We start from the raw sequence: 12,502 nt of genomic DNA, 5'->3' as shown, positions 1-12,502 counted from the left end.
TGTCTAAGTAGCACCAACTCATCGGTTGGTTATGTCACCTTACAAAGCCGTTTATCACCTAGGTTGACCAGTTTATTGGTCAAGTTGCTGCAGATTATTTTTTTGGAGTGTTTCCGCAGCGGAGCAGTAGTATATCTAAATAATAAGCATAAAGTAGAATACATGGACAAAATAACCCGAAAAACTGACAAAATACTCATTAATTGTTTTATGACAAAATAAAAAGGTCGCACATGGCGACCTTTTGTTCTTTTTTTAGAGGTAAATGCTACTTAGATTATAGTAGGGTTCGCTAATTAACCTGTATTTCGCATACCAGCAGCAATACCTGCAATCGTCACCATTAGTGCTTCTTCTAGCTCTGCTGGTGGTGTCTCACACTTACGAGTTCGGTAAAGCAGCTCTGCTTGAAGCATGTTTAGTGGCTCAACATAGATGTTACGTAGACGAATCGATTCAAGCCCCCAAGGGTCGCTTTGCATCAAGTTCTCGTTATTTTCTACATTCAGCACTGCTTTGATGTCTTTTTGCAGCTGTTCACGCAGTAATTCACCTAGAGGTAACAGTTCTTCGTCAACAAGACGTTGATCGTAGTACTTGGCAATTTCCATGTTGCACTTAGAGTACACCATTTCTAGCATGCCAAGGCGAGTCGAGAAGAATGGCCATTCACGACACATCTCTTCAAGTAGCGCTTGATGGCCTTGGTCTACTGAGTATTGAATCGCTTCACCAGCGCCTAACCATGCAGGAAGAACTAAACGGTTTTGGCTCCAAGAGAAGATCCACGGAATTGCACGTAGGCTTTCTACGCCTCCGTTCGGGTTGCGTTTTGCAGGGCGAGAACCAAGAGGTAGTTTACCTAACTCCAGTTCAGGCGTCGCTTGACGGAAGTAAGGTACGAATTTCTCTTCACCACGAACCACGTTGCGGTAAGCCTCGCAAGAGACTTGAGACAGAACTTCCATTAGGTCGCGCCACTCTTGTTTTGGCTCAGGTGGCGGCAGAAGGTTCGCTTCTAGAATCGCACTTGCGTATAAGTTGAAACTGTTTACGGCAACATCTGGTAGGCCAAGCTTAAAGCGGATCATTTCGCCTTGTTCTGTTACACGTAAGCCGCCTTTCAAGCTCTTAGGTGGCTGAGAAAGTAGGGCTGCGTGCGCTGGTGCACCACCACGACCAACTGTACCGCCACGGCCGTGGAATAGAGTCAGCTCAATGCCTTCTTCTTCACAAACCTTAACCAGTTTGTCCATCGCGTCGTACTGAGCCCAACCTGCAGACATTACGCCGGCATCTTTCGCTGAGTCAGAATATCCAATCATCACCATTTGGTGGTTCTGGATAAAGCCACGGTACAAGTCGATGCTCATTAACTGTTTCATTACCGCTTCTGAGTTGTTCAAGTCGTCTAGCGTTTCGAACAGAGGACATACGTCCATGCGGTACGGGCAACCACATTCTTGTAGCAGCAAGTGAACAGCCAGTACATCTGATGCAGTACGAGCCATAGAAATCACGTAAGCACCGAAGGCTTCACGAGGTTGAGCAGCAACCACTTTACAGGTGTCTAAAACCTCTTTGACCTGTTCAGATGGCTCCCAGTCGCGTGGTAGCAGCGGGCGTTTTGAGCTTAATTCATTAGTTAAGAAAGCAACCTTGTCTTGCTCACTCCACTGGTCGTAATCGCCAATGCCTAGGTAGCGAGTCAGTTCAGACAGCACATCTGAGTGACGTGTACTTTCTTGACGAACATCGAGACGCACTAGGTGCACACCGAATGCTTTCAGGCGACGCAGGGTATCAAGCAGAGAACCATCCGCGATTACGCCCATGCCACATTCGTGCAGCGATTGGTAACACGCGTAAAGCGGAGTCCAAAGTTGGTCGATGTTCTGTAGTGTTTCTTTCTTCGGTACTTCAGCATCGTGCAGTTTTGCATCAAGCACTTCTAGCGTGTTGTTCAGCAGAGTGCGTAGGCTTTTGAGGATGGCACGGTAAGCTTCGTGCTCATCGCCAGCCAATTCACGAACGGCATCATTACACTTGGTCATCGACAGTTCGGTAATCAGCTCGTTCACGTCACCTAGGTACAGATCAGCGGCTTTCCAGCGAGATAGGCGCAGTACTTCTTTGGTGATGGTGTGCGTTACGAATGGGTTACCATCTCGGTCACCGCCCATCCAAGATGAGAAGTGTACCGGGCGTGCATCAATTGGTAGGCCTTCACCAAGGTAACCTTTTAGTCGGCTATCCATATCACGTAGGAAATCAGGCACAGCTTCCCATAGAGAGTTTTCTACAACCGCAAAGCCCCACTTAGCTTCATCAAGTGGTGTCGGGCGTTGCTGACGAATCACATCAGAGTGCCAACCTTGCGCGATAAGCTGCTCTAGGCGACGTTCGGTTTTCACGCGCTCTTTATGTGATAGGTCGCTTAATTCTAATTTAGACAGACACTCGTTGATCTTAACCAACTTGTTGATCATGGTGCGACGAGTAATTTCTGTTGGGTGAGCTGTCAAAACGAGCTCAATATTCAGATCGCGAACAGCTTGAGCAGCATCTAACTTGCTGATGTCATTTTGATTTAATTTGGAAAATAGAGACTGCAGCACGTCAGGTTCGCAAACATGCTCCTCACAGTGGCGAGAGATTGTGTGGTATTGCTCTGCCATGTTGGTGAGGTTGAGAAATTGGTTAAATGCACGAGCAACAGGAGTGAGTTGTTCGTTCGGCAGGTTTTTAATTTCTTCAACTAGGCTGTCACGGTCAGCTTTGTTGCCTGCGCGGGCGGATTTGGAAAGTTTACGGATAGTCTCCACTTTCTCTAAGATAACGTCACCATGTGCATCTTGGATTGTGTTACCTAGCAAGCGTCCTAGCATGCTTACGTTACTCTTGAGAGCGGCGTATTTCTCGTTCATTGTCATCCTGCCTCGTAAAAAAATTACATCCATTGTTCCTTGTTAAGTACACAATCTAGCGAAAAGTGCTGTATCTAGTCAAATAAAGCATTCTAAGTTTGCAATTATTAGTTTTAAAAATGCGGGAGAAGTAAATTTTCCAAAACTTAGGTAAAAAGTGAAATTTAATTACAAGATTAAGACTAAACGAGGAATCGCAGAATAAAAGCCACCTTTTCGGGCGGCTTTTATCGGAAAATATCGAATGGATAGTGGGTAACTAGAAACAATATTTACGGATCGATTTACTTAGAACATCAATCGTTGGGTCAATAAAATCGAAGCTCAGGAATTCGTCGGGTTGGTGAGCTTGATCAATTGAACCTGGGCCCAGTACTAAGGTTGGACACAACTCTTGAAGGAAAGGTGCCTCTGTGCAGTAGTTCACGGTTTGAGATTCAGTTTCACACACCGATTCCATTCCACCAATAAAGGGATGATCGTGCTGACACTCGTAACCCGGAATAGGTTCGTGCAATGGAGTAATCTCAATTCTGCCCGGCCATTTTGCTTCGACTTCTTTAAGTGCGCTACGCAGCATGTTATCCAAGCCATCTAAGCTGATGCCTGGTAAAGGACGAACATCATAGTGCAGTTCACAACAACCACAGATACGGTTGGCGCTGTCGCCACCGTGGATATGTCCCAGGTTTAGAGTAGGGCTTGGAATCGCAAAACCAGGGTGATGATACTCTTTTACTAACTTGTCACGCAGTTGCATTAAAGCAAACAATACCTCATGCATGATCTCGATGGCGTTGACGCCTAAAGCTGGATCTGAAGAGTGACCTGATTTGCCCGTTACTCGCACTGCATTTGCCACGTGACCTTTGTGACCGCGAATCGGCACTAGGCTGGTTGGCTCACCAATAATGCAGTAATCCGGCTTAAATGGTGCATTTTCCGTGAAATGACGAGCACCTAGCATGGTGGTTTCTTCGTCACAGGTGGCTAATACATAAAGTGGTTTGGTTTGTTTGCTCCAATCCATTTTCTTCGCAGCTTCATAAACGAAAGCGAAAAAGCCTTTCATATCTGCGGTGCCTAGTCCGTAGAAGCGATTGTTGTGTTCAGTAAGCGCATGAGGGTTGAAGTTCCAACGTCCTTCATCGAAGGGAACCGTGTCGCTGTGTCCCGCAAGTAGCAAGCCACCTTCACCAGAACCCATCTTCGCAACCATATTATGCTTGCCGGGTTCGACTTCCACTACTTCAACGCTAAAGCCCAGGTCTTTAAACCATTGCGCCATTTTTTCTATGACTTTTTCGTTGCCATGATCCCAGCTTGGATCGGTAGAGCTAATAGAGTCTGTGGAAATTAGGCCTTTATAGACCTCAAGAAAACTCGGTAATTGCATATTATCTTCACTTCTACTATTGACAGGAAAACCATAAGTCGGTAAAACACATATTAAATCATATTTAATGCATAAGAAATCAAATAAAGCTAAAAATTAAGTATGAATAGTCAAATTTGAAATGTTACTTACCTCAAGAATGGATGTGTTGAGATGTTGAAAACCACGATCATTGGCGCAAGCGGCTACACAGGAGCAGAACTGGCTCTAATGATAAACAGACACCCTGAGCTCACGCTATCAGGTTTATATGTCTCAGCCAATAGTGTAGATGCAGGCAAACCTATTGCAGCATTGCACGGTAAGTTAGCTGGCTTGATTGATATGCCAGTACAGCCGTTAACCAATCCTGAAGAAGTGGCAAAGCAGTCTGATGTGATTTTCTTAGCAACCGCGCATGAAGTCAGTCACGACCTCGCGCCAATCTTCCTTGAGAACGATTGCCAAGTCTTCGACCTATCGGGAGCCTTCAGAGTTAAAGGCGAAAACTTCTACCAAGAGTTCTACGGTTTTGAACATCAACACGAACAATGGCTAGATAAAGCCGCTTACGGTTTAGCGGAATGGAATGAGCAAGAAATTAAAGAAGCTCAACTTGTCGCAGTAGCGGGTTGCTACCCAACGGCCTCCCAATTGGCGATTAAACCTCTTGTGGAAGCAAAGCTACTTGATACAAACCAATGGCCAGTGATTAACGCGACCAGTGGTGTAACTGGTGCTGGTCGAAAGGCGAGTATGGTTAACAGCTTCTGTGAAGTAAGCCTGCAAGCCTATGGTGTATTTAACCACCGTCATCAACCTGAAATGGCTGCCCATCTAGGATGTGATGTAATTTTCACACCGCACCTAGGGAATTTTAAGCGCGGTATTTTGGCAACCATTACCATGAAGTTGGCTGAAGGCGTGACAGAAAAACAGATACAAGAAGCCTTTGAGAAAGCTTATCAAGGGAAGCCAGCAGTGAGATTACTCGAAGAGACACTGCCAAGAATTCAAGATGTAGAACAGACACCTTTCTGCGATTTAGGTTGGAAGGTTCAAGGTCAGCACATCATCGTTGTTTCAGCGATTGATAACTTATTAAAGGGTGCATCTAGTCAAGCGATGCAGTGTTTAAATTTACGTTATGGTTTTGCACCATTAACTGCGTTAGTGTAAAGGAATCCAGATATGAGCCTGAATAATCAACCATTAATCATAAAGTTAGGTGGCGCTGCGCTATCTTGTGGTGAAACACTTAGCAAGTTATTTGGTGCAATTTCTGCTTACCAACAACAGGCACAACGACCAATCGTGATTGTGCACGGTGGCGGCTACCTTGTTGATGACTTGATGAAGAATTTAAACCTAAAGACGGTGAAGAAAGAGGGGCTACGTGTTACCCCTTACGACCAAATCCCTGTGATCGCCGGTGCACTAGCGGGCACGGCTAACAAACTGCTTCAAGGTCAGGCGATTAAAGATGGCATCAACGCTGTTGGTTTGAGCCTAGCAGATGGCGGCTTATGTAAAGTGAGCGAACTGGATCCTGAACTGGGCGCGGTAGGCAAAGCGGAGCCGGGAGACTCAACTGTTCTACAAGCCATTCTTAATGCTGGCGCATTGCCAATCATTAGCTCGATTGGTTTGACTGAACAAGGCCAACTGATGAACGTCAATGCAGACCAAGCGGCGGTTGCCGTTGCTGGCGCACTCGATGCTGAATTGGTGCTACTTTCTGATGTCAGTGGTGTGTTGGATGGCAAAGGCCACCTCATTCCAAGCCTTAACCAAAAACAAGCCGATGACCTGATTACCGGTAAAGTGATTACCGATGGCATGATCGTCAAGGTACAAGCCGCACTAGAAGCTGCTAACGACTTAGGACGACCTATCGAAGTTGCTACTTGGCGATATCCAGAAAAACTAACACAACTTTTTTCAGGTAAAAGTATAGGAACACAGTTTTTACCTCAGTAGGCCTCGCAACGAGTTACTACTTAAAGAATTTAGACAAAAAAATTTAGTACAAACATATAACTATTAAAGTCATTTCCAACGCTGACCGCCATGTGCAGTATGGAAACTAGGAGAAAGAAAATGAGCAAAGTTAACGTAAAGAAAGTTGTAGTAGCCTACTCTGGCGGTCTAGACACATCAGTAATCATTCCATGGTTGAAAGAGAACTATGACTGCGAAGTTATCGCATTTGTTGCTGATGTAGGCCAAGGTGATGAAGAGCTGATTGGCATCGAAGAAAAAGCAAAAGCGTCTGGAGCATCTGAATGTTACATCGCTGACCTTAAAGAAGAAATGGTCGCAGACTACATCTACCCAACGCTAAAAACAGGTGCTTACTACGAAGGTAAATACCTACTAGGCACTTCAATGGCGCGTCCAATCATCGCGAAGGCACAGGTTGAAGTAGCGCGTAAAGTTGGCGCTGACGCACTTTGTCACGGTTGTACAGGTAAAGGTAATGACCAAGTTCGTTTTGAAGGCGCATTCGCTGCACTGGCACCAGATCTACACGTAATTGCGCCATGGCGTGAGTGGGATCTAGTGAGCCGTGAAGAGTGTCTAGATTACCTAGCTGAGCGTAACATTCCTTGTACTGCTTCTCTTACTAAGATTTACTCACGTGATGCAAACGCATGGCACATCTCTACAGAAGGCGGTGTTCTGGAAAATACATGGAATGCACCTGATGAAGATTGCTGGGCTTGGACGGTAGATCCAGAGCAAGCACCAAACGAATCTGAAACAGTAACGCTGAAAGTTGAAAAAGGCGAAGTGGTAGCGGTAGATGGCGAAGCAATGACGCCATACAACGCACTGGTTTACCTCAATGAGAAGGGTGCTAAGCACGGTGTTGGTCGTATAGATATCGTAGAGAACCGTCTTGTTGGTATGAAGTCTCGTGGTTGTTACGAAACTCCAGGTGGCACAATCATGATGGAAGCACTGCGTGCAGTAGAGCAACTGGTTCTTGATAAAGCGGCATTCGAATTCCGTGAAGAGCTAGGTGTTAAAGCTTCTCACCTTGTATACGATGGTCGTTGGTTCACTCCGCTATGTAAGTCAATTCTTGCGGCGACAGATGAACTAGCACAAGACGTAAATGGTGAAGTGGTTATTAAGCTTTACAAAGGCCATGCAACGGTGACTCAGAAACGTTCTGACAACAGTTTGTACTCAGAAGAATTTGCAACCTTTGGTGAAGATGAAGTTTACGACCAAAGCCATGCTGAAGGCTTCATCCGTCTTTACTCACTATCAAGCCGTATCCGTGCTTTGAATAGTCAAAAGTAATCCTAACTATGAGTTAGTGAGCTAGCCTCCGCGAAAGGTTGAAGGCCAGTAAACAGACATTATTATGCAAAGCCCATTCACTATTGATTAGTGAGTGGGCTTTTTGCTTTCTGTTTGTTTAATAAATCAGCTTCGGTTTTTACTATCGAATGGCATATAATTCACGCTCCACAATGAAATAATCAATGGATTGAACTTTTTGTGAATAAATATGTGAAAATAATGAATTAATACTTTATTTTCATTTTGAATTGCCGTAAGTTTAAACCATCAGAAAAATACTGAATCTTAATCAGAATTATCATTTGCAAAAACAGTGAGCACTGTGCAATTAGGAGATACACAATGGCATTATGGGGCGGTAGATTTACCCAAGCAGCAGACACCCGGTTTAAAGATTTTAACGATTCTCTTCGTTTTGATTACCGATTGGCTGAGCAAGACATTGTGGGCTCAATTGCCTGGTCAAAAGCTCTACAATCGGTCAACGTATTAACAGAAGAAGAGCAACAGAAGCTTGAGTTAGCGCTGAATGAGCTAAAACTTGAAGTGATGGAAGACCCTGAACAGATCTTACGTTCTGATGCAGAAGATATTCACAGCTGGGTTGAGCAACAACTTATCGGCAAAGTCGGTGATTTAGGTAAAAAGCTCCACACTGGCCGTTCTCGTAACGACCAAGTGGCGACAGACCTTAAGCTATGGTGTCGTCAACAAGGCAACCAACTGTTGCTAGCGCTTGATCGTCTGCAGAGCCAAATGGTGAATGTTGCTTCTCAGCATCAAGAAACCGTGCTTCCTGGCTACACTCACTTACAGCGTGCTCAGCCGGTAACTTTTGCTCACTGGTGCTTGGCTTACGTTGAAATGCTTGAGCGTGACTATTCACGTTTGAATGATGCGATTAAGCGTCTAGATACATGTCCGCTGGGTTCTGGTGCCCTTGCAGGAACTGCTTACCCGATGGACCGTGAAGAGTTAGCTCACAACTTAGGTTTCCGTCGTGCAACGCGCAACTCTCTAGATTCAGTTTCTGACCGTGACCATGTGATGGAGCTGATGTCGATCGCTTCTATTTCAATGCTTCACCTTTCACGTCTTGCAGAAGATATGATTTTCTACAACTCAGGTGAATCAAACTTCATCGAGTTAGCGGATACCGTGACGTCAGGTTCATCTCTGATGCCACAAAAGAAAAACCCTGATGCGCTAGAATTGATTCGTGGCAAAACTGGCCGTGTTTATGGCTCATTAGCCGCAATGATGATGACAGTGAAAGCTCTGCCCTTGGCGTACAACAAAGACATGCAAGAAGATAAAGAAGGTCTGTTCGACGCTTTAGATACTTGGAATGATTGTATGGAAATGGCGGCATTGTGTTTTGACGGTATTAAAGTGAACGGCGAGCGTACACTTGAAGCGGCAAAACAAGGCTACGCGAACTCAACTGAACTGGCTGATTATCTAGTAGCGAAAGGCATTCCTTTCCGTGAAGCTCACCACATTGTCGGTGTAACGGTAGTGGCGGCGATTGCAAAAGGCTGCGCATTAGAAGAATTAACCATCGCAGAGATGAAAGAGTTCTCTGAGGTGATAGAAGAGGATGTGTATGACATCCTAACCATTGAATCGTGTCTTGAAAAACGTAGTGCGCTAGGCGGTGTATCACCACAGCAGGTGGCTTACGCGGTTGACCAAGCAGAGAAACGTTTATCACAGCGTGACACTTCTATTGTGAAGGTTCGTCCTGCTCGTCTGACCGATATTGAAGCATTAGAAGGCATGGTGGCCTACTGGGCGAATATGGGTGAAAACCTACCTCGCTCTCGTAATGAACTGGTGCGTGATATTGGCTCGTTTGCGGTCGCAGAACATCATGGTGAAGTCACTGGTTGTGCATCACTCTATGTGTATGACTCTGGCTTAGCAGAAATTCGCTCACTTGGTGTGGAAGCTGGCTGGCAAGGTCAAGGGCAGGGTACGGCGATTGTGCAACACTTGGTTGATAAAGCACGACAAATGGCCATCAAGAAGGTGTTTGTACTGACGCGCACTCCTGAGTTCTTTATGAAGCATGACTTCTTACCAACTTCAAAATCTTTGTTGCCAGAGAAAGTACTGAAAGATTGTGACCAGTGCCCTCGTCAACATGCATGTGATGAAGTGGCCTTGGAAGTAAACTTGGTAGAGCAGATTATCGCAAAGGTTAATGTGGCATAACGCATTGATTTTGTAGCTCCCTAAAAAAAGATCAAAAATCTGATCTTTTTTGGGAACAAATTAAGAAAAGTCCGGTCTATTAAAGTACCACTGCTTTTTCTTAGAATTTTCTAAGAAAGCCCTAGAATCGATTGGTTCTGGGGCTTTTTTCTATCTGTTGTTTGAGAAGTGATGATAACTCGAGTTGAGATTAATTCTTTGTGTATTGAATCTAGCACTTAGCCGTTATCCTCTATCCAACCAATCTCGTTATTAATGCTTTTTGTTCCTTAAAGGCAGCACGACAAACTTCATGAACCAATGCAGCGACAACAAACCACTGAACGCGAAAGCGGCCATCATCAAAGCGATGGCATTGATGGTTTTTGGATCTTCTCTGAAAAATAGCCACCATACTCCCCAACTCAAAATCGACAACACCATCAGCTGATTCATGCAACGCTGGCAGCGACCGAGTTTGTTACGGATTTTTTCACTTTTATTGCAATGAATGCATGTCATCTTGGGTTTGATTCGCGTTATGCTTATTGCCCTGATAATAACACGTCACAAGATATTGGATCACGGTGACACAGAGAGAGAAAGTCGATGATTGAGCGCCAAGACACCAAACAACGCATGAGCCGTATTGTGAAACACAACGGCACTATCTACCTATGTGGCCAAGTGTGTGCTGATGCAACCAAAGACATCACTGAGCAAACACAGACGATGCTAGATAAAGTAGAAGTGCTACTTGAGCAAGCAGGCAGCGACAAAGAGCACATGCTGTCAGCAACGATTTACTTGAAAGACATGAAAGATTTCCAAGAAATGAACGCAGTTTGGGATGCATGGGTACCAGAAGGTCACGCTCCAGCTCGCGCATGTGTGACTGGCGATATGGCTCGCGAAGCGCTACTTGTTGAAATCTCTGTGATTGCTGCTGAGAAGTAACTGCTAAGTATTTAGCGACAGGCTATGGCTTCAAGAGACTCCAGATACCTCGTCCCTCGGTTCTGGAATGACGTAGAGGATTTTGTTCCTACCATATTGTGAAAATTATCGTCATTTCCGATAGTGACGAAGGAGCGTAATAGGGAGTCTGTTATTTGCTCGTTGCAAAAAAAGGAAAGCCAATGGCTTTCCTTTTTAGTATCTAGTGTTTGCTAACTGCTAACTGCTAACTGCTAACGATAATCTGAGATTAACAGCCCGGTCCGCAATCTAGACAGTGTTTCACCGTCTCTGGACCTAGGTGCAGTTTCGCATTCAAGTCACGTAGTGCTGTCCGTACACCTTCTTCAATCACTGGGTGGTAGAAAGGCATGTCTAGCATTTCCGAAATCGTCATCTTATTCTGATGTGCCCAAGCTAATAGGTGCGCCAAGTGTTCCGCATTTGGTCCCATCATCTCAGCACCAAGGAAGCGACCAGTGCCTTGTTCGCCGTAAACGTGCAGGATACCTTTGTTGCGTAGCATCACTCGTGAACGACCTTGGCTCTCAAACGACACTTCACCTGTTGCGAAACAACCACATGTGCCCAATCGTGTTGTGATCTCTTTGTACGTTTCACCAACCATCGCGATTTGCGGGTCAGAGAATACCGCTGAAATTTTAGAGCGGCGTAAGCCTGCTCGAATTTCAGGAAAACGACCTGCGTTGTCGCCCGCAATACGAGCTTGGTCTGCTGCTTCATGTAGTAGAGGCAGTTGGTTGCTTGCATCACCTGCAATGAATACTGATGGTAGCGATGTTTGTAGCGTGTAGTGGTCTGCGATTGGAACACCACGCTCATCAAGTTCTAGAGAGGTATTTTCTAGTCCAAGCTTGTCTGTATTAGGACGACGACCTGTTGCTGCCAGTACGAACTCAACGATGTTGGTTTCTAGTTCACCTTGCTTATTGATGAACTGGATTTCGACGCGAACTTCGCCTGATTCAGTCATAATACGCTTCATGCTTTCGATTTTTACGTCAGCATCTAGGTAGAACTCTTCATTGAAAGCTTTGTCTGCGTAAGCCATGATCTCTGGGTCGGTTACTGGGCCTACTTGACCACCTAAACCGAACAGTTTTGTTTTTACACCCAAGCGGTGCAGTGACTGACCAAGCTCAAGCCCAATAACACCAGGTCCAAATACTGCGACTGATTCCGGTAAATCATCCCAGCTGAACACGTCGTCGTTAATGATCAGACGGTCACCAAGCTCATTCCAAACTGCAGGATATGCAGGGCGAGAACCGGTTGCTATAACAATACGTTTAGCGGTGACAACCGTGTGATCATCAATTTGTAGCGTGTTGTCATCTAAGAACTTTGCGTAACCAGAGATCTTGTCTTGCTCTGGGATTTCATCAACACCTTCTAAAACAAAACCAACAAAACGGTCACGCTCAAACTTCACTCGATCCATCACTTCACGGCCGTTAATCACGATATCACCTTGTGGGTGAACGCCAAAAGCCGGAGCTTTCTCTATTTGGTGTACGCTTTCTGCAGCTGCAATAAGCAGTTTCGATGGCATACAACCAACACGAGCACAGGTTGTACCGTAAGGGCCGCCTTCAATCATCACAACACTGTCAGTGTGTGCTTTTGCAGCGCGGTAAGAACCTAGACCTGCCGTACCGCCCCCGATAACTGCTACATCTACATTGACTTGTTTCATAATAATCTTCTCGCA

The 12,502-nt window shown here is 45.3% G+C and carries 9 protein-coding genes; 5 read left to right on the top strand and 4 right to left on the bottom strand.

The window, feature by feature from the left end:
• Nucleotides 1–296: 296 nt before the first annotated feature.
• Both ppc and argE read right to left on the bottom strand, forming a co-directional pair.
• A complete protein-coding gene (gene ppc / locus ACFI6G_RS15730) occupies nt 297–2,933 on the bottom strand; it encodes a phosphoenolpyruvate carboxylase (protein WP_016787690.1) in 2,637 nt (878 codons plus the stop codon).
• Between the two features lie 253 nt (nt 2,934–3,186).
• Entirely contained in the window at nt 3,187–4,323 is a 1,137-nt protein-coding gene (argE, locus tag ACFI6G_RS15725) for an acetylornithine deacetylase (protein ID WP_016783697.1), read from the bottom strand.
• Nucleotides 4,324–4,476: 153 nt separating this feature from the next.
• On the opposite strand from argE, the gene argC reads away from it, so the two are divergent.
• From argC to argH, 4 genes are all read left to right on the top strand, one after another.
• Nucleotides 4,477–5,481, top strand: a complete 1,005-nt coding sequence (gene argC / locus ACFI6G_RS15720; protein ID WP_016792190.1) for an N-acetyl-gamma-glutamyl-phosphate reductase — start codon at nt 4,477–4,479, stop codon at nt 5,479–5,481.
• Nucleotides 5,482–5,493: 12 nt separating this feature from the next.
• On the top strand, nt 5,494–6,282 hold the full coding sequence (argB, locus tag ACFI6G_RS15715; protein ID WP_010435314.1) for an acetylglutamate kinase: 789 nt from the start codon (nt 5,494–5,496) through the stop codon (nt 6,280–6,282).
• 120 nt (nt 6,283–6,402) lie between these two features.
• A complete protein-coding gene (locus tag ACFI6G_RS15710) occupies nt 6,403–7,614 on the top strand; it encodes an argininosuccinate synthase (RefSeq protein ID WP_010435312.1) in 1,212 nt (403 codons plus the stop codon).
• A 345-nt stretch (nt 7,615–7,959) separates the two neighbouring features.
• Complete coding sequence (gene argH / locus ACFI6G_RS15705; RefSeq protein ID WP_010435308.1) at nt 7,960–9,834, top strand: argininosuccinate lyase; 1,875 nt, start codon at nt 7,960–7,962, stop codon at nt 9,832–9,834.
• Nucleotides 9,835–10,086: 252 nt separating this feature from the next.
• Here the strand turns inward: argH and ACFI6G_RS15700 are convergent, their stop codons facing one another.
• Complete coding sequence (locus ACFI6G_RS15700; protein ID WP_080572706.1) at nt 10,087–10,335, bottom strand: DUF3624 domain-containing protein; 249 nt, start codon at nt 10,333–10,335, stop codon at nt 10,087–10,089.
• A gap of 87 nt (nt 10,336–10,422) precedes the next feature.
• Here ACFI6G_RS15700 and ACFI6G_RS15695 point away from each other — a divergent pair, with 87 nt between their 5' ends.
• A complete protein-coding gene (locus tag ACFI6G_RS15695; RefSeq protein WP_010435305.1) occupies nt 10,423–10,770 on the top strand; it encodes a RidA family protein in 348 nt (115 codons plus the stop codon).
• A gap of 250 nt (nt 10,771–11,020) precedes the next feature.
• Here ACFI6G_RS15695 and ACFI6G_RS15690 read toward each other — a convergent pair whose 3' ends face one another.
• Nucleotides 11,021–12,487, bottom strand: a complete 1,467-nt coding sequence (locus ACFI6G_RS15690) for a dihydrolipoyl dehydrogenase (RefSeq protein WP_010435302.1) — start codon at nt 12,485–12,487, stop codon at nt 11,021–11,023.
• Nucleotides 12,488–12,502 lie beyond the last annotated feature (15 nt).

The sequence above is a fragment of the Vibrio sp. PSi01 genome (assembly GCF_054960695.1).
Note: the sequence above shows the minus strand (reverse complement) of the source record. Positions and strands in the feature narration are given on the sequence as shown.

What these genes read in the sequence shown, in the direction of transcription:
- ppc (WP_016787690.1), bottom strand. Translation starts at nt 2,933, where the DNA reads ATGACAATGAACGAGAAATACGCCGCTCTCAAGAGTAACGTAAGCATG.
- argE (WP_016783697.1), bottom strand. Translation starts at nt 4,323, where the DNA reads ATGCAATTACCGAGTTTTCTTGAGGTCTATAAAGGCCTAATTTCCACA.
- argC (WP_016792190.1), top strand. Translation starts at nt 4,477, where the DNA reads ATGTTGAAAACCACGATCATTGGCGCAAGCGGCTACACAGGAGCAGAA.
- argB (WP_010435314.1), top strand. Translation starts at nt 5,494, where the DNA reads ATGAGCCTGAATAATCAACCATTAATCATAAAGTTAGGTGGCGCTGCG.
- ACFI6G_RS15710 (WP_010435312.1), top strand. Translation starts at nt 6,403, where the DNA reads ATGAGCAAAGTTAACGTAAAGAAAGTTGTAGTAGCCTACTCTGGCGGT.
- argH (WP_010435308.1), top strand. Translation starts at nt 7,960, where the DNA reads ATGGCATTATGGGGCGGTAGATTTACCCAAGCAGCAGACACCCGGTTT.
- ACFI6G_RS15700 (WP_080572706.1), bottom strand. Translation starts at nt 10,335, where the DNA reads ATGACATGCATTCATTGCAATAAAAGTGAAAAAATCCGTAACAAACTC.
- ACFI6G_RS15695 (WP_010435305.1), top strand. Translation starts at nt 10,423, where the DNA reads ATGATTGAGCGCCAAGACACCAAACAACGCATGAGCCGTATTGTGAAA.
- ACFI6G_RS15690 (WP_010435302.1), bottom strand. Translation starts at nt 12,487, where the DNA reads ATGAAACAAGTCAATGTAGATGTAGCAGTTATCGGGGGCGGTACGGCA.